The organism is Planococcus sp. APC 3900 (assembly GCF_030407735.1).
GTDB lineage: Bacteria > Bacillota > Bacilli > Bacillales_A > Planococcaceae > Planococcus > Planococcus notacanthi.
The window spans coordinates 212062-236927 of the sequence record NZ_JASDCT010000003.1; the positions used below are offsets into that span (position 1 = coordinate 212062).

Below are 24866 nucleotides of genomic sequence, written 5' to 3' on the forward strand. Positions count from 1 at the left end.
TGAATATACAAACTATATCATGGATTTTTGCCCAGCGCAAGAGATACAACTATAATTTTTCATGAAAAAAAGCAGCCGCAGCTGCTTTCTTTTTCTTAATTTACTTTATTCTCCGTCAATTGTATAGTCATATGTCTCGAGATCGATCCGCACTTCGGAAATTTCCCCTGATTCCATATTGTTGAAAAGGAAGCCGATTTCATTATCACGGACAATGGGCTGGCCCATCATGATCAGGCGCGGCAATTGTTCCTTGGTAATGAATGCTTCAAGTGCTTCCGATTGTTTGGCTGAATCCTCATCGGTCAGAATCGTCACCGTTTCCGCCTCTCCCTGCATTGGAAAGGACTCTTCAAGAGGCCCCTGGTAATCCAGGCTCACTTTCATTCCAGTTCGTATATCCCGCACTTCAGCTTCCGTCGCTTCGGCGCCATCACTAAATTGAACTTTCACATCTTCGGGAATGCTGAAATAAATACTGTTGATTAAAATATCGGTTTCATTGATCTGTGTAATAAAACCTTCTTCTGTCATGCTTTTCTGTTCGACAGCCATCTCGGCTTGATCGGCTTGTTCTTTTTCAGCCGGCTCAGCTTCTTCATTTGAACATGCTGCCAATAACAGGACACTTGCTAAAAATAAACTCCATTTTTTCAAAACGACCCAATCCTTTTCCTGTAATTTCGTGATGCCAAAACCTATCGACCAGCTAATTTTACCTGTTGTACGGAATAGTTGCAATTGTCAGCAATGAGCCGATTGGCGTTTTTCTTACGCCTGAAAACCAACATATCGCTACGCGCGAATTTTCAATTCATACCTTATTATAATAGAAAATTCCATCCTCACCCAAACGCTCTGTAATCAGACCGTCTTCCAGCAGGTAATCGATTTGCCCGATGGTTTCCGATAGCGTCAGGCCAAGTTCTTTTTCGTAGGCATGGGCAAACAACTCTTTTGTCAGCCCATAGACAGTACGCTCTTCGTCACCGATCATCCCCAACGCTTTCATGGCCCGCTGATGCTGTTTGGTGAGGCGGGCTGTAATCAATTCATCAACATTTCGGATTTCTTCACCGTGCCCGCTGTAGATTACATCCACCGGCATTTTCAGCAAGCGGCTGAGAGATGCATTGTATTGCAGCAGCGATTTCGGCCGCCCTTGTTTCGGATCCAACGGCGGTTCAATCAAAGGATTTGAGGAAACTTTGGCTATAACGTGGTCACCACCGATCATTTCATGCGTTTCTTTATTCCAAAAAGACAAATGGCTCTGTGCATGGCCCAATGTTTCAAGGACTTGCCATTCAGGGTGGCCTGGCAGCGTATCGCCTTCATTAATGGACATATCAAGCGGACGGCTCCCCATCAGATTTAAGGGGCGCTTCATCTTCTTGACCCAAAATTCCAGATCGCCTGGAACCCCTTCTTCTTTTAACCGCTCCAAATAGAAGGCATCATGATAATCAAAGAAATTTTGGTCACGGCGCAACCAAGGATCGTTGTAAGGATGCCCATATAATTTTGCATTTTCGAAGCCGTCCACCCACCCGGCATGATCAGGATGGTGATGCGTCAACACAACTTGTTCTACGTCACCTGGTTCTGCACCAAATTCTTTTAATCCTGCTTTAATGGCCATCCAGGCTTCCGGTGTTTTCGGACCAGCATCAATCAACGTCAGCATATCCCCTTTTAATAGATAGGAATTGACGTCTCCTACCGCAAAGGGTGTCGGAATAATAATCTTATGTAAAGTCAATATGGCCATCTCCTTTAAATGAATCGCTATTCATCCATCATACATGGAAAACGGAATGCCGTCACTTCTTTCAGGCATTTGACAACAAGCCGATTTATCCTCTATAATTCACTATCATATGTGAGCGAAGATAAAGATCAGTACACGGAGTGATGGAGTAAAGAGAGTGCAGCTTTTGCTGAAATGCGCACCCCCTCTCCTCTGTGGAACCTGCTTTTGAGCTGCCGTGAAAACACGGCCGTTTGTCCGCGTTATGGACATCGAGTGGTGTCTTTATGGCAAACTTAGGTGGTACCGCGGAAACAAAGCGTTTTCGTCCTTGTAACAACAGGGATGATTGCGCTTTTTATTATGAAGAAAGTTGGTGAGTCGAATGAAAATCGTATGTGTAGGAGCCGGCTCTATGGCCGAATCGATGATCCATGGCTGGATCAATAAACGAATCATGAAACCGGAAGAAATTTCCGTTATGAACCGATCCGATCATGACCGTTTGGAATTTTTGAGTGATGAATACGGCGTCAATATCGTCTGTCCGGAGAAAACGGAACTGAAAGATGCCCACTTTATCCTCTTGGCGATGAAACCGAAAGATGTGGAAGCAGCGCTAAGCGGAATTAAAGATAAACTGGTTGGCAATACCGTCATCTTGTCAGTCGCAGCCGGTGTATCCATCGACACCATCCAACGGCATGTCGGGAATTTCCCGGTTGCCCGCGCTATGCCGAATACATCTGCTAAAATCGGCAAGTCGGCTACTGGAGTTGCCTGGAGCAAACACGTGTCGCTTGAACAACAGCATGAATTGCGCAAGCTCCTGTCTTCCATCGGCAGCGTGACCGTTGTAGCAGAAGAACAATTGCATGCAGTGACAGGCGTTGCCGGAAGCGGCCCTGCTTATATCTATTATTTCGCAGAAGCGATGACAGAAGCGGCAGTCGCCAATGGATTATCCCATGCCGATGCAAAAAAATTGGTGCGCCAAACTTTTTCCGGTGCAGCCGAAATGCTCCAACAGGAAGATTTCGCGGAACTGCGGATAAAAGTGACGAGCCCGAATGGTACAACAGCAGCCGGCCTCAAGACACTCGAGGAAAATCATTTCAAGGAAACGATTGGAGCTTGTGTGACAGCAGCTTCCCAGCGTTCCCAAGAGCTCGGAAAAGAATTTAAGTAAACTCTTCTGTATAATTTACAGTTGTATCTATAGAGGAGGTTGTCTAATGGCTAAGTTATTTGAACCGTTTGAAATTAAAGATGTCGTTTTTAAAAACCGCATTGTAATGGCGCCGATGTGCATGTACCGAAGTGATAAGGAAGATGGAATGGTGACGGACTGGCATCGCATCCATTACCCAACCCGAGCAGTCGGCGGCGTCGGGCTCATCATCACCGAAGCGACGGCTGTCCAGCCACAAGGACGCATTTCAGCACAAGACCTCGGCATTTGGGATGATCGCCATATAGAAGGGCAAGCAGAAATTGTCCGCCTGATGAAACAGCACGGGGCAAAAACCGGCATCCAATTGGCACATGCCGGAAGAAAAGCAAGAGTTGATGGCGTCATCCATTCAGCGAGTGCATTAGCATTTGATGAGAATTATAAAAAACCGGCAGAAATGGCTCCAGCAGATATTGAAGAAACCATTGAAGCGTTTAAAAAAGGAGCAATCCGCGCCAAAACTGCAGGCTTCGATGTCATCGAAGTCCACGCCGCACATGGCTACTTGATCAACCAGTTCCTATCCCCATTAACAAACAAGCGCACCGACGAATACGGCGGCAATGCAGAAAATCGCTATCGCTTTCTGCGTCAAATTATCGATGCTGTCAATGAAGTATGGAACGGTCCGTTATTCGTCCGAATTTCCGCCCATGACTACAGCAATGGTGGCATGACACCGGAACAATACGTGGAAATGTGCCAATGGATGAAACAACAAGGCGTTGATTTGATCGATGTCAGTTCAGGCGCGGTCGTACCCGCACAAATTTCCGTCCATCCCGGGTACCAAGTGCCGTTTGCAGAGACCATCAAAAAGCAGACTCCAATAGCTACTGGAGCGGTCGGCTTGATCACCAGTGCACTGCAGGCAGAAGAAATCCTTCAGAACGGACGCGCGGATCTGGTCTTCCTAGCCCGTGAATTGCTTCGTAATCCTTATTGGGCATACACAGCTGCGCAGGAACTTGACGCCGATTTAGAGGCTCCAGTGCCTTATAAACGCGGTTGGGTATAAGGCGGTTGCAAAATGTTTGAGATTTAGTATACTAAGGGTAACGTAAAAAAACCGAATGCGTGAGCATTCGGCCAGCTGTATGCCGCCACGAGAGCGGTTGGCTGGAATATAGGCTTAAAAGATAACCGTCATTCCACGCCACATGGGACGGTTATTTTTTTTTGTTGATGACCAAAATCATGGAAACGACAAGTGTCAGAGCGCTGATCGTTATCCCGATACTCGTAAACACGAGACCGAATGATTCTGCTATGGTCATGTTACCACCCCCTTTCCTGGGGAATGGCCAAACCGCCCTCATACAGCTGTACCTTTATTTTAGCACAAAGGGAACATTTGTTCTATTATTTCCATTAAATATTTTAATGCAACCAAAAAAAGCCATCTTTTAGAAACGGCTTTCTTGTTTTTTCCTTATTTTTTTAGCTTGCTGCTGCCACTCGAATTCCGAAAAATCATGTGCAATAAATCCATGCGGATGAACTTCCTTCATCTGCTTCAACAGCATCCGCTCGTCTTCCGGAAGGAAGCGTGCGCTGATATGCGTCATGATTAGCGTATCCACTCCTGCTGCACGAGCCGTTTCCGCCGCTTCGTGGACGGTTGAATGGCCGTATTCAGCGGCCATTTTCTTAGCGGTTCCGTCAAAGGTCGCTTCGTGCACCAGTACATCTGCACCGCGCCCCAATTCTATTGCTGCTTCGCAAAAACGGGTATCCCCGAGAATCGTGACAACAAAACCGGGTTCTTCCGGTTCTGTTACATCCGCACTTCTGACCCAATGCCCCTTAGCTGTTTCAACATCTTCCCCATTTTTCAACTTTGCCAGCAGCGGACCTTTTGGAACGCCCAGCGCCAAAGCTTTTGCAATCAATAATTTAGGCGGTAACGGCTTTTGCGTGATCCGAAAACCATAGGACGGAATCACATGGTCCAACAAGCGCGTTTCCACCACCATCAACTCATCTTCAAACAGTAAACCGTCTGCCAGTTCATGATAAACAATCGGGTATGTCAAGTGGGTTCGACTGAGCGTCAAAGCCATTTCAACAAACTCCCGGATTCCAGCAGGTCCGTATATATGCAGTGTCTCATCGCCCCCTTGGAAAGAACGTGATCCAAGAAGGCCAGGCAGACCGAAAATATGGTCGCCATGCATATGTGTAATGAAAATCTTTTCAATTTTACGCGGTTTCACCGTCGTATGCAGAATCTGGTGCTGTGTCGCTTCTCCGCAGTCAAATAACCACACAGTTCCCCGCTCTTCGAGTAATTTCAAAACCAGTGCAGATGTATTGCGCTGTTTAGAAGGCATTCCGGCACCTGTGCCCAGAAATAATAATTGCATGCTTCCCCTACTTTCTCTCGTGGTCGTGATCATCCAAAAAATCCTTGCTGAAGCTTGTTTTGGAGTCGTAATTCGTTTTTTTGATTTTTGTCCCCCGCGTGAGGACACTTTTGCCGAAACGGCTTTCGAGTTGTGCCATCAAGTCGAGAATCGGCTCTTCCTTGGCATGTTCCTGAAAATTAAAGATTGATAATTGTTCGGTCATATCGCCTTTGTCCGCAACGTTCGATACTGTAACTCCGATTAGCCGCAGGGGTTCTCCGTTCCAATGCCGTGTGAACAATTGCCAGGCATTCCGGTGGATGTCTTCTGCTTTCCAAACGGTATTGTTCAGCGTGACGCTGCGTGATCGGTTTTTCCAATCGGAGCTGCGGGTCTGAATACTGACAGTTGGGCCCGCCAGTTCTTTCGCTTCCAAACGATTGGCCACCTTTTCACTGAGCTGGCGGAACAATGCCTTTAGATTCTGTTCATCCGTTTCATCAATCGGCAAGGTTGTGGATGTTCCGACACTTTTGGTATCGTAAATGGAATCCGGATCCACCAGCCGATCGTCCAAACCGTTCGCACGAGCTTGCAGCCGGATGCCGTTTTTGCCCATTTTTTCCTTGACCAGGCCTTCATTTGCTGTTGCCAGATCTCCAATGGTCTCAATTTTCAAGCCCTTTAATCTGGCTGCCGTACTTTCGCCGATGCCATGCATATCAATTACTGGTTTAGGCCACAACATTGCCTGAATATCCCGTTTCCTTAAAACAGTTATGCCCATGGGTTTTTTCATATCGGATGCGGTTTTGGCCAGGAATTTGTTCGGTGCAATGCCGATTGAACATGGCAGATCCAATTCACTTAGCAGACGCCGTTGGATTTCATCCGCAATTTCCAATGCATGGCGCTGCTCTGTCAATTCCGTCACATCCACATACCCTTCATCTATCGAAACCGGTTCCACCAAATCGGTATAGGAACGCAAAATTTCAAACATCGCTTTGGATGCTGCCCGGTAACGCTCGAAATTCGGCGGCAGCAGCAAAAGTTCCGGATATTTCCGCTTGGCTTCATGTACCTGCATGGTCGTGTAGATCCCATGCGCGCGCGCTTCATAAGAACAGGTAACGATAATGCCTCTCCGTTCTTTCGGATTCCCGGCAATGGCAATCGCTTTTCCCTTCAGTTCAGGATTATGCGATTGTTCGACAGAGGCATAAAAACTATTCATATCGATATGAAAAATAACTCGGCTGGCCATGAAAATCGCTCTTCTTTCCGTTTTCTTTCAGTGTATCAAAAAAAGAGAGAACATACATCCTGTTCTCTCTTTTTTGAAGGCGCTCTTTATTCGATTGATGTTGATTCTTTGACAATTTCAACCAACAGTTCAGCCAATTTCTCAAGCTCTTCAATCGGCATGCGTTCGTTTTTCGTATGGATTTCTTCGTATCCGACACATAGGTTGACGGTCGGGATGCCAAAACCATTGAAGATATTGGCGTCGCTTCCGCCTCCGCTCGTTAGGACCGGAGAAGGACGACCGATTTTCGCAGCCGCTTTCTGGGCAATCTCTACGACCGGGTCCATGTCATCAAAATGGAAGCCCGGATACATCAACTTGACTTCCGTTTCAGCACGTCCACCCAATAGTTCAGCCGTCTGTTCAAAAACGGATTCCATATGGATGGTCTGTGCCGCCAATTTATCTTCGCTGATCGAACGTGCCTCCGATAAAATATTCACTTCATCGCAAACAATATTGGTGGCTTGTCCGCCTTCGAATCGTCCGATATTGGCCGTTGTTTCTTCGTCGATGCGCCCAAGCGTCATTTTAGCAATGGCTTTGGCTGCAATTGTAATGGCAGAAATGCCCTTTTCAGGAGCAACGCCAGCATGGGCTGTTTTGCCATGGATGGTCGTCCATAGTTTCGCCTGATTTGGAGCGGCTGTCACAATACCGCCCACTTTGCCATCGCTGTCCACGGCATAACCGTATTTGGCGATCAATAGAGATGAATCCAATTCCTTGGCGCCGACCAATCCGCTTTCTTCTCCAGCTGTAATCACCAATTGAATATCTCCATGGTCGATTTGCTGTTCTTGAAGAGTGCGGATCATTTCAAACAAAGCGGCAATTCCGGCTTTGTCGTCAGCCCCCAGAATGGTCGTTCCATCCGAATAGACATAGCCATCACGGATTTCAGGTTTGACGCCGACTCCAGGAGTCACCGTGTCCATATGGACCGTAAAGTAGATAGCAGGAACCTGGCTTAACGTGCCGCGCAAAGTTGCAATGATATTGCCTGCGCCATGCCCCGTCACTGCCGCTGATTCATCTACTGCTACATGGAAACCCATCGCTTCAAGTTTGGTCTGCAAAATGGCAGCGATTTCGCCTTCGTGTTTGGTTTCTGAATCGATTTGCAGCAATTCCAGAAACTCGTTCATCAGTCTTTCATTGTTCATTTCTAGCACCTCTTCTATTTCTCTTAAAGCGGCATATTGCCGTGTTTTTTAGCTGGACGTGTATCTTTTTTATTGCGCATCATTTCCAATGCCTGGATCAGTTTGATGCGTGTTTCGCGTGGATCGATGACATCATCGACCATTCCACGTGCTGCAGCCACATAAGGATTGGCGAATTTCACACGGTATTCCTCAATTTTTGCTGCACGTGTTTCTTCCGGGTTATCGCTTGCAGCGATTTCACGTGCAAAAATGATATTCGCTGCGCCATTCGGCCCCATAACCGCGATTTCAGCATTCGGCCATGAGTAAACCAAGTCGGCACCGATCGATTTGGAGTTCAATGCCACATAAGCCCCTCCATAAGCTTTTCTCAAAATCACCGTCATTTTAGGCACAGTCGCTTCCGAGTAAGCATAAAGAATTTTCGCTCCATGGCGAATGATGCCGCCGTGTTCCTGTTTGATGCCTGGGAAGAATCCAGTAACATCTTCAAAAGTGATCAATGGAATATTGAACGAGTCACAGAAACGGATAAAGCGTGCTGCTTTATCAGATGAGTCGATATCAAGTCCGCCAGCCATCACTTTCGGCTGGTTACAGATCAAGCCGACCGTTTCGCCTTTGATGCGTGCTAAGCCGATCACGATGTTGCGCGCAAATTCAGGCTGCACTTCCATAAAGCTGTCCTTGTCGACCACCTGCTCAACCACTTTCCGTACATCGTAAGGACGGATCGCTTCATAAGGAACGACGTCAGCCAAGTCGGGACGGTAATCGTCTTCTTCTCCACCTTCCAGGCGAGGCGGCATTTCCGTATTGTTCTGTGGCAGATAGCTGATCAGTTGGCGTACCATTTCCAGTACTTTCTGTTCTGAATCGCCACGGAAATGAGCGTTTCCGCTAATTGCAGTATGTACTCTCGATCCTCCAAGATCCTCAGAGGAGATTTTTTCACCCGTAACCGTTTCAATGACTTTCGGTCCTGTGATGAACATTTGGCTGGTTTTATCAACCATGAAAACAAAATCAGTGATTGCAGGCGAATATACTGCACCGCCGGCAGATGGTCCCATAATGACTGAAATTTGTGGGATGACGCCAGAATAAATCGAGTTGCGGTAGAAAATTTGGCCATAGCCATCAAGTGACAAGACCCCTTCTTGAATCCGTGCTCCGCCTGAATCATTCAATCCGATAAACGGTGCTCCATTGCGTGCTGCCAAATCCATTACATTGGCGATTTTCTTTGCATGCATTTCTCCAAGTGCTCCACCAAAAACCGTGAAATCCTGTGAGAATAAATAGATTGGCCGGCCGTTTACTTTACCGTAACCAGTGACAACTCCTTCGCCAGGCCCTTTAGCCATACCGAAATCTGTTGTGCGGTGCTCAACAAAAGGACTCAATTCAACGAATGTGCCTTCATCAAGCAATAAATCAATACGTTCACGTGCTGTCAATTTGCCTTTTTGATGCTGTTTGTCTATACGTTCTTCGCCTCCGCCAAGCTCAATTTCACGCTTGCGGTCATACAATTCATTGATTCTTTCGTAAATGTCCATTTCGCCAATCACTCCCAATCACTCTTTTTCACAAAGTTCGTATAATACTCCATTCGATGATTTCGGATGCAAAAATGCCACCATGGCTCCGCCAGCTCCAGGGTTCGGCTTGTCGCTCAAAAGGCGGATGCCCTTGTCGCGCAATTCTTCCATACGCTGTTCGATGTTTTCGACACCAAAAGCGATATGATGAATGCCTTCACCTTTTTTTTCTAAAAATTTGTAAATGGCGCTCTGATCATCCATCGCTTCCAACAATTCCAATTTGACATTGCCGGCATCGATGAATGCGACCCGCACTTTCTGCGACTCAACTTCTTCGATCTTCATAAGCGGAAGCCCAAGCGTGTCCGTGTAATAGGGAAGGACAGCATTCAGATCCCGTACAGCGATTCCAATATGGTCTACTTTCTTCATCCTTTTTTCACTTCCTTTTTTAGCTTCTCTCTTATTGTACAGATACAGAGCCAAAAACTCTAGGCTCTTAGCGAATATTGTGAATTCTATATCTGCCTCTCTTCAAATATGTTGGAAAATATGGTATGATTCATTCAAAGATTTGATTGATAAAGGAGTTTATTATTAATGAGAAACGCAGCTTTCCGTAAGTTTATCGTCTACGCGATGATTGCCATCATGCTGTTATCCAGTTTATTGATGGGATTGAGCTTTGTAATTTAATAGGAATGATAAAAGACAGCTGGAGCTTTTTGCTCCAGCTGTCTTTTATGGTTGAAAATGTATCAATCCTGCTCCAGCAAACAGATCTAAACGGCTGCTTCCGCTTTTCATATTGTCCAGCTCCAGCAGCCAGCTCTTTGGGTCATAAGCCAACCCGGCTGTGCGGCAAAAAGCGCCGCTTCGCCGGTCCGTCTTATGCCCTGCAGAGCTACACGGGCACCTCAGCTTTTCTTATTGTCCAGCTCCAGCAGCCAGCCACTCGAGTCGCTTCAGCCTTACCGGCAATTGCAAAGAACGCCATTACCGGTAAGGCTTCCAGCGCTTGTCGGAGGCCCGCAGGATGCGGGTCAGCTAACCGTTGCGACAGGAAGTCGCGTTCTTAGGTTAGCTTCTACTGACGGCTGCTTCCGCTTTTCTTGTATGAAAGCCTTTATATGACTGCTTGATTTCCAAATATTTTTCCATTTCCTGAATGACTTGATACAGTTCGGCCATGGCCAAAAATTTCTTATGGCTGTCCGGCAATGGCAGCTTGGCAAAATTTTCTTTCACGATGTCCAGCTTCGAAATATAGCGGTATGCTGTATTGCCGGAGTGGACGTGTTCCGCCAAATCTTCCAGGAAATCCGCAACCAGGTCTGTTTGGTCTACAATCACAGGCAGTGCGGTGATTTTCGGCAAGATGCGCTCGATGATTTCTAACTGCTGCTCCCGCATTTCAAAATAATGATAGTATTTATTTTCATGTCGGGTGATGTGATTCTCGACATCCTGGTAAGCCAGCGCTTTCGCCTTCTCCAGCAATTTCCTGGCATCCATCAATTCTTTGCCGCTCCAACCAGATTCACCTTCCCGCAAATAAATGACGATTTCACGGAAAATGGAAGCGTATAAATTTTCAATTTCGTGCCGGTAATTATCCAGTTTCTTCTCAATGCTCGGCATGTACATATTGACCACCAATGCTGTACCGAAACCAACCAGCATTAAAATCAACTCATTGGTCAGCAAATCAAAATTCAAATTTTTTGCATCATATAAATGCAGCAAAATGACTGAACTCGAGACAAAGCCGTCCTGAAACCGCAATGTCACCAATAAAGGAATAAAGAGCACAATCAGAATGCCGAGCATGACCGGATGATAGGCGATGCCTTCAAAAAAGATGAAAGCGTAGGCAATCCCGATAATGCTCGCAATAAATCGGGAAAAAGCGGCCCGTATCGATTTCTTTTTGGTCGGCTGTATGCAGAGGATGGTCAGGATGCCGGCAGATACATAATAATCCAGTTGCAGCCACTGTGCCATGGTTATAGCGATTGCCACACCTAAAGCAGTCTTCATCGTGCGGTAGCCAATTGAATAAGACCTCAAATTCAGCTTCATCTTCCCCCTCCAAATTTCGGCATGAAAAAAATGCCCCTAAAAGAGGCATTCCTTCTTAAACTTCTTCGCAATGCTGTTCGAAAATGGCTTGGATATGCGTAATGACAGACATTGGGTCATGGCCTTCAATTTCATGGCGGCCAATTTCATCAACCATTTTTCCATCTTTCATGAACACGAAAGAGGGAGATGATGGCAAGTGATCGTCCCCGAAAATCGCACGTGCCTGAGCTGTCGCTTCTTTGTCTTGACCAGCGAAAACCGTATACAGGTTATCCGGGCGTTTGTCGTAATGAATCGAATGCAAGGCTGCTGGACGGGCGATGCCGCCTGCACATCCGCATACAGAATTGACCATGACAAGGCTTGTACCTTTTTGTGAAAATGCTTCATTCACTGCTTCAGGTGTTTCAAGCTGTGTGTATCCACCATCAATCAATTCCTGGCGGGCTTGTGTAGCTATATCGTTCATCAGAAAATTAAAATCCATGCTCATCAAATATCACTCCTTATTGTCGCTTCTTTTATCATAGCAGGTGTTTATCCCACTTGCAAAAAAGCTTACTCAAATAGACGCATAATTGCCTGTGCCACGGTCAATTCGTCGTTCAACACCTGCGTTTCCAATGTTTTGACCAATTGGCGCCGTTCTGCGTGATCGAAAAAACGGCTATGCAGTTCATCCGTGATCATCGAGCGGAACCAGTCCTTGGTCTGTTCCTGACGGCGTTTTTTCCAGTAGCCGCTGACTTTCACTGTATCTTCGAATTCTTTGACCATTTTCCAAACTTCGGGAATGCCCGTTTCTTCCACAGAGGACACCGCAAGCGAACGCGTTTTCCAACTGTCCGTGGCCGGTTGCAGGAAATGCATCATCTGTTTGTATTCTGAAACGGTCTTTTTCGCCAACTGGGCGTTTTCCCCATCCGCTTTGTGGACGATGATGGCATCGGCCAACTCCAGGATGCCTTTTTTCATGCCCTGCAATTCGTCTCCGGCACCGGTCAACACCAACAACAGGAACATATCGACCATTCCACGGACCAGTGTTTCGCTTTGTCCAACACCGACCGTCTCCACCAAGATGACATCGTATCCTGCAGCCTCGCACAATAGCATCGTTTCACGGGTCTTTTTATGGACGCCGCCAAGCGTTCCCGCTGTAGGGGAAGGGCGGATGAATGCTTTTGGATTCCGTGCCAGTTGTTCCATCCGCGTCTTGTCTCCAAGAATGCTGCCGCCGGTAAGCGACGAACTCGGATCGATCGCCAAAACGGCGACCCGATGCCCAAGCCCAGTCAGCATTTCACCAAACGTTTCTATGAAGGTGCTTTTCCCGGCACCGGGAACACCGGTGATGCCGATGCGGATACTATTGCCGGTGAATGGCAGCAATTGGTTGAGCAGTTCCTGGCCATTTTTCTTATGTTCGGCACTCGAACTTTCCAGCAAAGTGATCGCTTTGCCCAAGTACAGACGCGAACCACTCCGGACTCCATCCGCAATAGCCTGGATATCCATGGTTGCATCAGCCGGTTTCTTGAACTTTTTCCGAGGCAAGGCTTTCATGCCGTCATGTGCAGCTTGAACACCCTCCATCACATGCCTGGAATTTTTCTTGCGGCTCATCAGTCTGCCACTTCCTCGTAACCAAGTCGCACGTAAATCTCTTCGATGACTTTCTGTGCCGCTACCGGAATCACTGTCCCCGGACCGAAAATTGCGCTGGCCCCATTATTGCGAAGGAATTCATAATCCTGTGCCGGTATAACTCCACCAACCACAATCAGAATGTCTTCGCGGCCAATTTTCGCCAGTTCCGCTTTCAGATCCGGAACCAATGTCATATGCCCAGCTGCCAGCGAACTTACGCCGATAACGTGGACGTCATTTTCTGCTGCCTGTTGTGCAGTTTCAGCCGGCGTTTGGAACAATGGCCCGATATCCACATCAAAGCCTAAATCAGCAAACGCTGTTGCTATGACTTTCGCTCCGCGGTCATGTCCGTCTTGCCCCATTTTGGCAATCAGGATACGCGGGCGGCGTCCTTCGTTTTCAATAAAGTCTTCCGTCATTTCTTTGACGATTTCCATTTCCTTCTGGTTAGAGAAATTCGAACTGTAAACTCCGCTCACTGAACGAATCACCGCCTTATGTCTTCCGGATGCTTTCTCGATGGCATCGGAGATTTCACCTAATGAGGCACGGTGACGTGCTGCCTCAACGGCGCAAGCCAAAATATTGTCTTCTCCGCTTTGTGCCGCTTTTGTCAATGCTTCCAGCGCGTCTGCCACTTTATCGCTGTCACGCTCTGCTTTCATGCGTTCCAAGCGTTCAATCTGTGTTTTGCGGACCATCGTGTTGTCGATGTTCAAAATATCAATCGGATCTTCCTGGTCCAGGCGATAACGGTTAACCCCGATGATCACTTCTTCATTGGAATCGATTTGTGCCTGTTTTTTCGCCGCTGCTTCTTCAATGCGCATTTTCGGCAAGCCGGTTTCGATGGCTTTTGCCATACCGCCCAATTCTTCAACTTCTTCAATCAATGCCCAAGCTTTTTCCGTCAATTCCTTGGTCAGCGATTCGACATAATAAGAGCCGCCCCATGGATCGATGACATTCGTCATCATGGTTTCTTCCTGAAGGAACAATTGTGTATTGCGGGCGATGCGTGCCGAGAAATCAGTCGGCAAGGCAATTGCTTCGTCGAGCGCATTGGTATGCAGTGATTGTGTATGCCCCATAGCTGCTGCATTCGCTTCAATCAAGGTACGGGTGACATTATTAAATGGATCCTGTTCCGTCAAACTCCAGCCGGATGTTTGGGAGTGCGTACGCAATGCCAAAGCTTTGCTGTTTTTCGGATCGAAGGTTTTCATCATTTTCGCCCAGATCTCACGGCCGGCACGCATTTTCGCAACTTCCATGAAATAGTTCATGCCAATGCCCCAGAAGAAGGATAGGCGCGGCGCGAAATGATCGATGTCGATGCCTGCTGCAAGCCCGGTACGGACATATTCAAGCCCGTCCGCTAGTGTATAGGCCAATTCAAGATCGGCGGTTGCTCCAGCTTCCTGGATGTGATAGCCCGAAATCGAAATGGAGTTGAACTTCGGCATATGGTCGGATGTATATTTGAAAATATCTGCAATGATCTGCATCGACATGGCCGGCGGATAAATATACGTATTGCGGACCATGTATTCTTTAAGAATGTCATTTTGGATGGTTCCGGCCAATTGTTCCGGAGACACACCCTGCTCTTCTGCTGCCACAATAAAGAATGCCATGATCGGCACTACGGCGCCGTTCATTGTCATCGATACGGACATTTGATCCAATGGGATGCCATCGAATAGGATTTTCATGTCTTCAACACTGTCTATTGCAACGCCGGCCTTGCCGACATCTCCAACAACTCGTTTGTGATCGGAATCATAGCCGCGGTGAGTCGCAAGGTCAAAAGCAACAGACAAGCCTTTTTGCCCCATCGCTAAATTGCGTCGGTAAAACGCATTACTTTCTTCCGCTGTTGAAAAACCGGCATATTGGCGTACAGTCCAAGGACGCGACACATACATGGTCGGATAAGGTCCGCGGACATTCGGTGCAAATCCAGGCAGGCTTTCTTCAAGGAAATCTATGTCCTTTTTTGTATATGTCGGTTTGATGTCAATGCCTTCATTGGTGGTAAAGGCGCTTTGCTGCTGAACTGTCTGTGAAGCAATAGCTAATTGGTCGAGTGTGACTTTTGAAAAATCGGGTTTAGCCATCTTATAGCGCCTCCTTTCCTAGAGCGAGAATTTTCTCCAGTTTCGCGGTCATCTGCTTGCCGGAATACACGGTATCTTTAATGCCATAGGTTGCCCATTCTGCTAATTGCTCTTTCGGATATTTGCCTGCAAGATCGATGCTGGCTTGACTGTCCAATCCTGGCACAAGTGCTGATACAGCTTCTTTTGATCCGCACAAGATGGCATAGTCCATTTTCTCGTCAGCTAGAAATTGATTAATTTCTTCAGCCGTAGCCAAATGCGGGCTGACTAATGCTTCGATTCCGCCAACTGCTAAAAAGCCGGAAACGAAATCTACTTGAGGCTTGATTTTCTTCAATGGTTCGATAAGGATGATTGCTGACTTAAGACTTGTTACTTTGCTCTGGGCACGTAGATTTTCAAATGGCGTCGCCAGACGTTTCGCTGTCATGTATTCAAGGTGGCCATCATCGATTTTCGCATCTTTTACCGGCTCTTGAGGATTGGCATAGACATTGGTTCCAATCAGCGATTGTTTGCGGGTAGCCACATTTTTTTCGCGCTCCACCCATTTCGCCTGGATGTCATCTGTCAACCAGCCTGATTTGATGACTTCTGAATAGCCGCCAGCTTCTTCAATTTCAAGGAAATAGCTCCATGCTGCCTCAACGTATTCTTTTGTCAGCGTTTCGATAAAGTAAGAGCCTGCTGCTGGGTCGATCACATGCGACACATGGGCTTCTTCTTTTATGACTAATTGGACATTGCGGGCGATGCGCCGGCTTGAAGGATCCGGTTCTGTCAAAAAGTCATGCGGATGTACGGTGTGGGCATCGGTTCCTCCCAATACTGATGCAAATGTAGAATTTCCTGCACGCAGCAAGTTCACATAAGGATCCAGTTTAGAGTATGAACGGACAGACGTTTCCGTAAACAATGGAATTGTCGGAGCTTCTTCGCCATATGCAGAACTGAAGGCTTGCCATAATACGCGGAAAGCACGCAATTTAGCGATTTCCTGGAAAAATTGTGTATCCACCGCAAAGCGGATCCAGCTATTTTCAGCACTTTCTTTGAAATTGTCTTCTGACATACGCTCAGACAAGATGCTGAGTGCGACTCCAAGTTCATGGATCACGGTTCCGCCAGCATGGTGGATTGGAATCGTGTCTACAACCTGTGTACGAATACTTGCCGGTGCCTCAACAGGTTCTTCAGAGAAAATAACCCCTTGGAGTTTCGGCAATTGTTCTGGAGTTACAAAATCGAAAACACGCAGAATGTCTTTATCGTCCCCTGTCAGTTTAAAGTACAAAGGATATTGGACAATCATTTCTGCCAATTCAGCCAATTGGGCATCTGTCCAGTCAAACTTACGGAATCCTTTATAGACAATAGTTTCATTGCCGCGAAGAATATCATCTTTCATCAAGGCCAAATATTCTTTCGCCGAATCCGCCATCACTTCCTGGGACACGAGCCAACTTGGCTGATGTTTTCCTTGTTGGACAGCTGCTGTTTGAGCTGTGATATAGCTCCCTAATTGTTCAAGCATGTCTTTGGTATAAAGAGGTTCCAGTGTTACATCTTCAATTGTAGGGGTCTTTAATGTTTCTTCAAACGGCTTGCCTTTAATCGCTTTTACTGCCGCTTCTTGCCATTCAGCATATGTACGGATTGGAAATTTCGTCTTTTTCATCGATTCGATTGTCAAACTGTTCCCTCCTTAAAGGCTTTCTAGTTTCATTTTACCCGACTCACGACAGACATTAAAGAGGAAAAAAAGCTGGAAGTCCGAAGACTCCAGCTTTTCTTAATATACAGACGTATTTTCTTTGGACATATTCTCCAATATTTCTTTGACGCGCGCAAGGAATTGGCCGCATACCAAACCATCAAGTACACGATGATCCAGTGACAAACAAAGATTGACCATGTCGCGTGCAGCAATCATGCCGTTGTCCATGATGACTGGGCGTTTGACGATCGATTCCACTTGCATGATAGCTGCCTGTGGGTGGTTAATGATTCCCATAGACTGAACAGAACCGAACGATCCGGTGTTGTTGACGGTGAAAGTGCCGCCCTGCATATCTGCAGATTTTAATTTTCCAGAGCGTGCTTTAAGTGCCAATTCATTGACTTCTTTGCCGATGCCTTTCACCGATTTTTCATCAGAATTCTTGATGACCGGTACGAATAAAGCACTATCCGAAGCGACAGCGATGGAAATATTGATGTCTTTCTTCTGGATGATTTTGTCTCCAGCCCACATCGAGTTCATCATCGGGAATTCTTTCAATGCCTGTGACACAGCTTTGACGAAGAAAGCAAAATACGTGATGTTAAAGCCTTCTTTTTTCTTGAATTCGCCTTTGATTGAGTCGCGGTACTGGACAAGGTTGGTGACATCCACTTCGATCATCATCCATGCATGCGGTGCTTCGTGTTTGCTCTTCAGCATATTCGCAGCTATCGCCCGGCGGACGCCGGTTACTGGGATTTCGATATCTCCCGGAGCACTTTCAATCGGTGCAGCTGCTGCTTTCGGAGCTTCCTGGACAGGCGTTTCCTTAGGTGCTGGTGGCTGTTCCTGCTGCTGAGCCTGAGGTTGTGCCGCCGGAGCTTCTCCCGCTTTTGGAATATTGCCGCTGTCGATCAATGCCATCAAATCTTTGCGTGTAATGCGCCCTTCGTTGCCAGAGCCTTCAACTTGTGACAAATCGATGTCATTGTCTTGAGCAAGACGCAAAACAGCTGGTGAGTAGCGCCCTTTCGCCCCTGAAGTTTTAACCGGTTGCGAAGATCCTTTCGTCCCTTCCAGTTTTTCCGTCGGTTTTGCGCCGGCTGCCGGCATTTCGGTCGCTTTCTCGCTGCTGGCAGGTTTTGCTTCTTCTACAGGAGCCGCGTCGCCGCCTTCGGTTTCAATCGTGCAGACGATTTCGCCTACCGCTAAAGTTTCGCCTTCTGAAGCAATCAATTCCTTGATTGTGCCGGTAAACGAAGATGGAACCTCCGCAGTCACTTTGTCTGTATTGACTTCAGCAAGCGGATCGTATTTATTCACATGGTCGCCTGGCTGGACGAGCCATTTTTCTATAGTGCCTTCTGTAACACTTTCACCCAGCTGAGGCATTTTAATGTTTTCAATAGCCAAGGGAGTTCCTCCTTTACTTGATGGTGTTTGATTGTTCTATTGGAGCTTCAGTGCCCGCCGAGGGACCGCAGGATGCGGGTCAGCTAACCGTTGCGACACGATGTCGCGCTTTTAGGTTGGCTTCTGCTGTTGGGCACTTACGCTTTTCTTACTGTCCAGCTTCGGCACCCAGCTCTTTGCGTCATAAGCCATCCCAGCTGTGCGGCAAAATGCGCCGCTTCGCCGGTCCGTCTTATGCCCGGCAGAGCTACACGGGCGCCTACGCTTTTCTTACTGTCCAGCTTCGGCACCCAGCCCCTCGAGTCGCTTCAGCCTTTCCAGACATGGCTGGAAAACGCCATGACCGGCAAGGCTTCCAGCGCTTGTCGCGGCCATACGGCTGCTTACGCTTTTCTTATTGTCCAGCTTCAGTGCCCAGATTCTAGGGTCATAAGCCAACCCAGCTGCGTGGCAAAGAACGCCACACTGCTGGTCTGTCTTATGCCTGTCGAGGGCCTGCAGGATGCAGGTCAGCTAACCGTTGCGACACGATGTCGCGCTTTTAGGTTAGCTTCTGTTGGCGGGCACTTACGCTTTTCGTTTTAAAACTCAGCTAATTCTCTCATTGCTTTTTCTACTTTGTCCGGATTGATCATGAAGAATTTCTCCATGGTTGGCGCATAAGCCATTGCCGGGATATCCGGCCCAGCAAGACGTTTGATTGGAGCGTCTAAGTCGAATAGGCAGTTTTCAGCAATGATTGCCGCTACTTCTCCGATGATGCTTCCTTCTTTATTGTCTTCTGTAACCAATAGCACTTTGCCGGTTTTCTTAGCGGCTTCGATGATGCCTTCTTTGTCCAACGGATAAATCGTGCGTAAGTCAAGGATATGTGCAGAGATGCCGTCTTCTGCCAAACGTTCGGCAGCCTGAAGCGCAAAGTGAACTGCTAAGCCGTAAGTGATGACAGTGATGTCTTCGCCTTCGCGTTTAACGTCCGCTTTGCCGATTTCAATGGTGTAGTCTTCTTCCGGCACTTCGCCTTTGATCAAGCGGTATGCCCGTTTGTGTTCGAAGAACATAACCGGATCTTCGTCGCGGATCGCTGCTTTCAAAAGGCCTTTTGCATCATATGGAGTGGAAGGAATGACAATTTTCAATCCAGGCTGGTTGGCGAAAATCGCTTCCACTGACTGGGAGTGGTAAAGAGCTCCGTGTACCCCTCCGCCAAAAGGTGCACGGAAGACGATTGGACATGACCAGTCGTTGTTCGAACGGTAACGGATGCGGGATGCTTCAGAAATGATTTGGTTGACAGCCGGCATAATGAAATCCGCAAATTGCATTTCTGCAATCGGCCGTAAGCCATACATTGCTGCGCCAATTCCAACACCGGCAATCGCCGATTCCGCAAGCGGTGTATCCAAGACGCGGTCTTCACCGAATTGGTCGTAGAGGCCTTGCGTCGCTTTAAAGACGCCGCCTTTTTTACCGACATCTTCTCCAAGAACAAAGACGTTTTCGTCACGTTCCATTTCTTCTTTCATGGCAAGCGTGATGGCATCAATATAAGACATAATAGCCATTATTCGTCTCCTCCTTCTTCGGCATAGACATATTTCATTGCATGTTCAGGTTCTGCATAAGGTGCATTTTCAGCGTAATCAGTCGCTTCATTGACTGTTACCATGATTCGGTCGTTGATGTCTTTTTCAAGCTCGTCGTCCATGATGCCATGCTCTTTCAAGTACGCTCCAAATGTCAGGATTGGATCCGTCGATTTTTGCGCAGCCAATTCGTCTGCTGAGCGGTATTGGCGATGGTCATCATCTGATGAGTGGGCGGTCATCCGCTCGGAAACGGTTTCGACCAAACTAGGGCCTTCGCCGCGGCGCGCACGGTCGGCAGCCTCTTTGACATGTTTGTATACTTCAATCGGGTCATTGCCGTCAATCGTCACACCTGGCATGCCATAACCGATTGCACGGTCCGAAACATTCTTGCTCGCCAATTGGCGTTCAACCGGCACCGAAATCGCATATTTATTGTTTTCGACCATGATGACGACCGGCAATTTATGGACACCGGCAAAGTTCATCCCTTCGTGGAAATCACCTTGGTTGGAAGAGCCTTCTCCGAGCGTCGTGAACGTAATAAAGTCTTTTTTCTTCATTTTTCCAGCTAAAGCTACGCCTACTGCGTGAGGCAATTGAGTCGTTACAGGCGAAGAACCGGTAATGATGCGGTTGCTCTTCTGCCCAAAATGGCCAGGCATTTGCCGTCCACCTGAATTCGGATCCTCCGCTTTGGCAAAAGCCGACAGCATCAAATCTTTTGGCGTCATGCCAAAATGCAGGACCACACCGATATCACGGTAATAAGGAGCGATATAGTCTTTTGAGTTGTCAAGAGCGAAGGCAGCACCCACTTGAGCCGCTTCCTGCCCCTGGCATGAAATCACAAAAGGAATTTTCCCGGCACGGTTCAAGAGCCACATGCGTTCATCTACACGGCGTGCCATTAACATCGTTTCGTACATTTTCAATAAATCATCATTTGTTAAACCGATTTCTTCATGTTTTGAAGCCATTGTTTTTTCCTCCTTCAACTATGGATTGCTTTTCCGTCAACGGCCAACGCCGCTTCTCCCATGACCTCTGAAAGAGTCGGGTGCGGGTGGATCGTATCCGCAATTTCCCACGGGGTCGCGTCCAGAACCATGGCCAGCCCTGCTTCAGAAATCATGTCTGTGACATGCGGGCCAATCATATGGACTCCCAGGATATCGTTCGTTTCTTTGTCGGCAATGATTTTGACAAATCCATCAGATTCGCCGTAGACCAATGCTTTACCGATCGCTTTGAAAGAAAACTTGCCGACTTTGACGTCATGCCCTTTTTCTTTTGCCTGATCTTCCGTAATTCCGACGCTTGCTGCTTCCGGATTGGAATAAATGCAGCGTGAAACCAAATCGTAATTGATGGCGTGCGGGTTGTTGCCTTTGATGTGTTCAATCGCTGTGATCCCTTCATGCGAAGCAACATGCGCCAATTGCAGCCCACCGATCACGTCACCGATTGCATAGATATGGGATTCTTTTGTTTGGAAAGATTTTTTCACTTGGATAAAGCCGTTTTCAATGATGATATCCGTGTTTTCGATACCGATATTTTCGACATTCGCCTGACGGCCGACAGAAACCAGCATTTTTTCAGCGGAAAAACTTTCGTTCTTGCCATTGATTTCTGCCTGGATCGTTACACCATTCTCACCTGTTTCCAATGTATCCGCCATCACTTTTGCACTTGTCGCAAACTTAATGCCTTTTTTCTTCAATAGCTTCAACATTTCTTTGGAGATATCTTTATCTTCCGTCGGGATGATCCGTTCTGCATATTCGATAACAGTTACATCAACGCCGAAATCATTGAGCATGGACGCCCATTCGATGCCGATGACACCACCGCCGACAATCAGGATTGATTTTGGCAGACTTTCCATTTTCAAAGCTTCGTCGGAACTCATGACGAATTCGCCATCAATTGTCAGCCCAGGCAATGTACGGGGGCGTGATCCGGTTGCAATGATGACATTGCTTGGAATCAGCATTTCATTTTCTTCTCCATTTTTCATTTCAACGGAAATGGTACCCGCGTTTGGAGAAAAAATGGATGGTCCAAGAATTCTGCCGATGCCTTCATAGACATCGATTTTCCCTTTTTTCATCAATCCCTGTACGCCTGCATGCAATTGATCGACAATTCCCTGCTTGCGCTGTTGGACACGTGCGAAATCCAGTGAAACTTCGCCGGTTTCAACACCAAAGTCAGCCGCATGATGTTTTGTTGTTGAATAGACTTCCGCACTGCGGAGCAATGCTTTACTTGGAATGCAGCCTTTATGTAAGCATGTGCCGCCCAGTTCGCCTTTTTCAACAATCGCTGTTTTTAAACCGAGTTGTGCCGACCGAATGGCCGCTACATAACCGCCGGTCCCGCCGCCTAGAATGACGACATCATAATTTTGAGCCATGATTTCTTCCTCCTTTATCCCACTTCGATCCACGGAAAATCAATTCCTGCTGATTGAAGTCTTTACTCTGGTTAAAATGAATAATGCTTGACCCGTTCTTCCCCATTCAATATGCGGACCGCTCCTTCAGCCAAAGCCTGAAGCTCATTTTCACCCGGCTGGATGTCCACATCGGCAATCCAGTTGACCCGTTCTGTGATTGCTTTAACAAAGCTTTCACCATGTGCAAGTTCCCCAGTCAAAATGATCGCATCTATTTGCCCTTTCAATACCGCGCTGGCAGCGCCGATTTCGCGGGCGATCTGATAGGCCATTGCCTGATAAACCAAATCCGCTTGAGAATCACCTTTTTTTATGCGTTGTTCAACTTTCACGACATCATTGGTATCCAGATAGGCCGTCAATCCACCTTGTCTGACCAACTTCAACATCATTTCCTGCCGGTTAAACTGTCCGGAAAAGCACAATTCCACTAAATCGCCTGCCGGTACGGCCCCTGCCCGTTCAGGACTGAATGGACCATCGCCATGCAGACCGTTGTTGACATCAATTACACGGCCTCCTTGATGTACACCTACCGTGATGCCGACACCCATATGAGCGACAATCAGGTTGACCTCTTCATAAGAGCGTCCAACTTTGCTGGCATATCGACGGGCAACGGCCTTTTGGTTGAGTGCATGGAAAATGGACTTGCGTTCAATGGAAGCAAAACCGGATATCCGGGCAATCGGCTCCATTTCATCAACCACTACCGGGTCGACGATATATGCGGGAATGTTTAACCCATCTGCAATTTCCGAAGCCAAAATTCCTCCCAGGTTGGATGCATGCTGACCTGCATAGCCTTGCCGCAAATCCTCAAGCATCTGTTCGTTCACCGTGTAGGTCCCACCTTCGATGGGGCGCAGCAAGCCGCCTCTTCCACAGACCGCGGACAACTTGGAAACATTCATGCCTTCTTCGTCCAACGCCTCCAGAATGGTTTGTTTCCTGAAGGGATATTGGCTGAAAATATCAGCGGACTTTCCTAAATCTTCTGCCGTATGGAGAATGGTTTTCTCCATAATTAAGATATCGTTGTCAAAAACACCTATTTTAGTCGAAGTGGTTTTAGGGTTGATGACCAGGATACGATTTTGCTGTTTTTGCACATCCACCCCTCCATTTCTTTCTAAAATAACGGTTATTGGTTTTCCTTTTTATAAACTGTTCTTTCTTTTCGAGCAATGCTTCCAGCAGTTTGCTGTTTAAGCCAAGCAAGAAGCCAGGCATCAGATGCCTGGCTTCTCACGGGAGCGGTGCCCAAAGCAGCCGAAGCGGTGTTTATGGGAAACTTTTCACAGGAAAGCTGCTCTTTTACAGTGGTCGTAAAAGAAACCTCCTGCTGATTGAAGTTTATCTTCTGCTTAAAATATTGTGTTCGTTTCTCAAGAATTGCGAACGTGATTTGCGGACGCGCTCAATGCGTTCTTCAGCCATGCGGTCTGCCGCAATGTAACTTGGTACGTTGTCGCGTTTAGAAATTTCAAAGATTTTTGTGATGCTGTCATAAATTGTTTCTACACGTTTCATTGCACGTTCGTTATTGTAGCCATACAATTCATCCGCAACGTTGATGACGCCGCCAGAGTTGATAACAAAGTCAGGAGCATAAACGATGCCGCGTGCTTCAAGTTCATCGCCATGGCGTTCTTCTTTCAATTGGTTGTTGGCAGAACCGGCAACCACTTTCACTTTCAATTGGGGAATCGTATCATCATTGATGATAGCGCCCATTGCACATGGTGCAAAAATATCCGCTTCCTGTGAATAGATGTCATTTGGTGCAACTGCTGTTGCGCCAAATGCAGTGACTGCACGTTGCACTGCTTCTTCGTTGATGTCCGTAACGATCAATTTCGCGCCTTCTTTATGAAGGTATTCACAAAGCGGGTAAGCAACATTCCCTACTCCCTGTACTGCAACTGTTTTGCCTTCAAGAGAATCATCGCCGAAAGCTTCAAGTGCAGCAGCTTTCATGCCGATGTAGGCCCCGTATGCAGTAACAGGAGATGGATTGCCTGAAGAACCGAAAGCTGGCGAAATCCCAGTAACGTAATCTGTTTCTTCATGGATCAAGTCCATATCCGCAACTGTAGTTCCAACATCTTCAGCAGTTATGTAACGGCCATTCAAGCCTTGGATAAAGCGTCCGAAAGCGCGGAACATTTCTTCATTCTTGTCTTTTAACGGGTCACCGATGATAACTGTTTTTCCGCCGCCCAAGTTCAGGCCAGCTGCAGCATTCTTATAGGTCATTCCGCGCCCTAGGCGGATTGCGTCTTCAATTGCTTCTTCTTCAGTTGCATAATTCCACATGCGCGTGCCGCCAAGTGCCGGTCCAAGCGTCGTATCGTGGATACAAATAATGGCTTTAAGCCCTGAGTTTTTATCTTGGCAAAAAATTAATTGTTCGTAATCATGTTGTTCCATTCTGCTGAAAATTTCCATTTCAATTC

The 24866-nt window shown here is 47.2% G+C and carries 21 protein-coding genes and 1 other annotated feature; of the genes, 3 read left to right on the forward strand and 18 right to left on the reverse strand.

Annotated features, from left to right (window positions below; all coding sequences use genetic code 11):
• Positions 1 to 105: 105 nt before the first annotated feature.
• Together QMA04_RS07900 and QMA04_RS07905 are read right to left on the reverse strand one after the other, a co-directional pair.
• Positions 106 to 657 carry a DUF3221 domain-containing protein gene (locus tag QMA04_RS07900; protein ID WP_290184983.1) on the reverse strand — a complete coding sequence of 184 codons (552 nt, stop codon included), beginning with the start codon at positions 655 to 657 and terminating at the stop codon, positions 106 to 108.
• A 157-nt stretch (positions 658 to 814) separates the two neighbouring features.
• Positions 815 to 1762, reverse strand: coding sequence for an MBL fold metallo-hydrolase (locus tag QMA04_RS07905; protein WP_290184984.1), 948 nt, complete (start codon positions 1760 to 1762; stop codon positions 815 to 817).
• 118 nt (positions 1763 to 1880) lie between these two features.
• Positions 1881 to 2086, forward strand: a binding site (T-box leader).
• Between the two features lie 49 nt (positions 2087 to 2135).
• Here QMA04_RS07905 and proC point away from each other — a divergent pair.
• Complete coding sequence (proC, locus tag QMA04_RS07910; protein ID WP_290184985.1) at positions 2136 to 2939, forward strand: pyrroline-5-carboxylate reductase; 804 nt, start codon at positions 2136 to 2138, stop codon at positions 2937 to 2939.
• A 46-nt stretch (positions 2940 to 2985) separates the two neighbouring features.
• Positions 2986 to 4002 (forward strand): NADPH dehydrogenase NamA, encoded by a 1017-nt coding sequence (gene namA, locus QMA04_RS07915; RefSeq protein WP_290184986.1) that lies wholly within the window; start codon positions 2986 to 2988, stop codon positions 4000 to 4002.
• Between the two features lie 388 nt (positions 4003 to 4390).
• Here namA and rnz read toward each other — a convergent pair whose 3' ends face one another.
• The 5 genes from rnz to mce form a co-directional block, all read right to left on the reverse strand.
• A complete protein-coding gene (gene rnz, locus QMA04_RS07920) occupies positions 4391 to 5350 on the reverse strand; it encodes a ribonuclease Z (RefSeq protein ID WP_290184987.1) in 960 nt (319 codons plus the stop codon).
• Between the two features lie 7 nt (positions 5351 to 5357).
• The gene (locus QMA04_RS07925; protein ID WP_290184988.1) at positions 5358 to 6599 is read right to left on the reverse strand and encodes a DNA polymerase IV; all 1242 of its coding nucleotides are present in this window, start codon (positions 6597 to 6599) and stop codon (positions 5358 to 5360) included.
• 86 nt (positions 6600 to 6685) lie between these two features.
• Positions 6686 to 7807 (reverse strand): M20/M25/M40 family metallo-hydrolase, encoded by a 1122-nt coding sequence (locus QMA04_RS07930; protein ID WP_290184989.1) that lies wholly within the window; start codon positions 7805 to 7807, stop codon positions 6686 to 6688.
• 23 nt (positions 7808 to 7830) lie between these two features.
• Positions 7831 to 9372 (reverse strand): acyl-CoA carboxylase subunit beta, encoded by a 1542-nt coding sequence (locus QMA04_RS07935; protein ID WP_191716059.1) that lies wholly within the window; start codon positions 9370 to 9372, stop codon positions 7831 to 7833.
• Between the two features lie 18 nt (positions 9373 to 9390).
• Positions 9391 to 9789: a methylmalonyl-CoA epimerase gene (gene mce, locus QMA04_RS07940; RefSeq protein WP_290184990.1), complete on the reverse strand. Its 399-nt coding sequence runs from the start codon at positions 9787 to 9789 to the stop codon at positions 9391 to 9393.
• 168 nt (positions 9790 to 9957) lie between these two features.
• Here mce and prli42 point away from each other — a divergent pair, with 168 nt between their 5' ends.
• Positions 9958 to 10053, forward strand: coding sequence for a stressosome-associated protein Prli42 (prli42, locus tag QMA04_RS07945; protein ID WP_185960040.1), 96 nt, complete (start codon positions 9958 to 9960; stop codon positions 10051 to 10053).
• Positions 10054 to 10437: 384 nt separating this feature from the next.
• On the opposite strand, the gene QMA04_RS07950 is transcribed toward prli42, so the two are convergent.
• From QMA04_RS07950 to QMA04_RS08000, 11 genes are all read right to left on the reverse strand, one after another.
• Positions 10438 to 11439: an aromatic acid exporter family protein gene (locus QMA04_RS07950; RefSeq protein WP_191715823.1), complete on the reverse strand. Its 1002-nt coding sequence runs from the start codon at positions 11437 to 11439 to the stop codon at positions 10438 to 10440.
• Between the two features lie 55 nt (positions 11440 to 11494).
• Positions 11495 to 11935, reverse strand: a complete 441-nt coding sequence (locus QMA04_RS07955; RefSeq protein ID WP_290184991.1) for a BrxA/BrxB family bacilliredoxin — start codon at positions 11933 to 11935, stop codon at positions 11495 to 11497.
• A 65-nt stretch (positions 11936 to 12000) separates the two neighbouring features.
• Positions 12001 to 13068, reverse strand: coding sequence for a methylmalonyl Co-A mutase-associated GTPase MeaB (gene meaB, locus QMA04_RS07960; RefSeq protein WP_290184992.1), 1068 nt, complete (start codon positions 13066 to 13068; stop codon positions 12001 to 12003).
• Positions 13068 to 15215, reverse strand: coding sequence for a methylmalonyl-CoA mutase (scpA, locus tag QMA04_RS07965; protein ID WP_191715826.1), 2148 nt, complete (start codon positions 15213 to 15215; stop codon positions 13068 to 13070). The genes meaB and scpA overlap by 1 nt, the downstream gene beginning before the upstream one ends.
• 1 nt (position 15216) lies before the next feature.
• Entirely contained in the window at positions 15217 to 16911 is a 1695-nt protein-coding gene (locus tag QMA04_RS07970; protein ID WP_290184994.1) for a methylmalonyl-CoA mutase family protein, read from the reverse strand.
• Positions 16912 to 17010: 99 nt separating this feature from the next.
• The gene (locus QMA04_RS07975) at positions 17011 to 18354 is read right to left on the reverse strand and encodes a dihydrolipoamide acetyltransferase family protein (RefSeq protein ID WP_290184996.1); all 1344 of its coding nucleotides are present in this window, start codon (positions 18352 to 18354) and stop codon (positions 17011 to 17013) included.
• A 581-nt stretch (positions 18355 to 18935) separates the two neighbouring features.
• Positions 18936 to 19919, reverse strand: coding sequence for an alpha-ketoacid dehydrogenase subunit beta (locus QMA04_RS07980; protein WP_191715829.1), 984 nt, complete (start codon positions 19917 to 19919; stop codon positions 18936 to 18938).
• Positions 19919 to 20923 carry a thiamine pyrophosphate-dependent dehydrogenase E1 component subunit alpha gene (locus tag QMA04_RS07985; RefSeq protein WP_191715830.1) on the reverse strand — a complete coding sequence of 335 codons (1005 nt, stop codon included), beginning with the start codon at positions 20921 to 20923 and terminating at the stop codon, positions 19919 to 19921. Before QMA04_RS07985 ends, QMA04_RS07980 begins: the two co-directional genes overlap by 1 nt.
• A 14-nt stretch (positions 20924 to 20937) precedes the next feature.
• Positions 20938 to 22365, reverse strand: a complete 1428-nt coding sequence (lpdA, locus tag QMA04_RS07990) for a dihydrolipoyl dehydrogenase (protein WP_290184999.1) — start codon at positions 22363 to 22365, stop codon at positions 20938 to 20940.
• A gap of 71 nt (positions 22366 to 22436) precedes the next feature.
• Positions 22437 to 23519 carry a butyrate kinase gene (gene buk / locus QMA04_RS07995; RefSeq protein ID WP_290185001.1) on the reverse strand — a complete coding sequence of 361 codons (1083 nt, stop codon included), beginning with the start codon at positions 23517 to 23519 and terminating at the stop codon, positions 22437 to 22439.
• A gap of 244 nt (positions 23520 to 23763) precedes the next feature.
• A complete protein-coding gene (locus QMA04_RS08000) occupies positions 23764 to 24858 on the reverse strand; it encodes a Leu/Phe/Val dehydrogenase (RefSeq protein ID WP_191715833.1) in 1095 nt (364 codons plus the stop codon).
• Positions 24859 to 24866 lie beyond the last annotated feature (8 nt).

Coding starts and splice junctions, on each gene's coding strand:
- proC (WP_290184985.1), top strand. CDS start 2,136: ATGAAAATCGTATGTGTAGGAGCCGGCTCTATGGCCGAATCGATGATC.
- namA (WP_290184986.1), top strand. CDS start 2,986: ATGGCTAAGTTATTTGAACCGTTTGAAATTAAAGATGTCGTTTTTAAA.
- rnz (WP_290184987.1), bottom strand. CDS start 5,350: ATGCAATTATTATTTCTGGGCACAGGTGCCGGAATGCCTTCTAAACAG.
- QMA04_RS07925 (WP_290184988.1), bottom strand. CDS start 6,599: ATGGCCAGCCGAGTTATTTTTCATATCGATATGAATAGTTTTTATGCC.
- QMA04_RS07930 (WP_290184989.1), bottom strand. CDS start 7,807: ATGAACAATGAAAGACTGATGAACGAGTTTCTGGAATTGCTGCAAATC.
- QMA04_RS07935 (WP_191716059.1), bottom strand. CDS start 9,372: ATGGACATTTACGAAAGAATCAATGAATTGTATGACCGCAAGCGTGAA.
- mce (WP_290184990.1), bottom strand. CDS start 9,789: ATGAAGAAAGTAGACCATATTGGAATCGCTGTACGGGATCTGAATGCT.
- prli42 (WP_185960040.1), top strand. CDS start 9,958: ATGAGAAACGCAGCTTTCCGTAAGTTTATCGTCTACGCGATGATTGCC.
- QMA04_RS07950 (WP_191715823.1), bottom strand. CDS start 11,439: ATGAAGCTGAATTTGAGGTCTTATTCAATTGGCTACCGCACGATGAAG.
- QMA04_RS07955 (WP_290184991.1), bottom strand. CDS start 11,935: ATGAGCATGGATTTTAATTTTCTGATGAACGATATAGCTACACAAGCC.
- meaB (WP_290184992.1), bottom strand. CDS start 13,068: ATGAGCCGCAAGAAAAATTCCAGGCATGTGATGGAGGGTGTTCAAGCT.
- scpA (WP_191715826.1), bottom strand. CDS start 15,215: ATGGCTAAACCCGATTTTTCAAAAGTCACACTCGACCAATTAGCTATT.
- QMA04_RS07980 (WP_191715829.1), bottom strand. CDS start 19,919: ATGGCTATTATGTCTTATATTGATGCCATCACGCTTGCCATGAAAGAA.
- QMA04_RS07985 (WP_191715830.1), bottom strand. CDS start 20,923: ATGGCTTCAAAACATGAAGAAATCGGTTTAACAAATGATGATTTATTG.
- lpdA (WP_290184999.1), bottom strand. CDS start 22,365: ATGGCTCAAAATTATGATGTCGTCATTCTAGGCGGCGGGACCGGCGGT.
- QMA04_RS08000 (WP_191715833.1), bottom strand. CDS start 24,858: ATGGAAATTTTCAGCAGAATGGAACAACATGATTACGAACAATTAATT.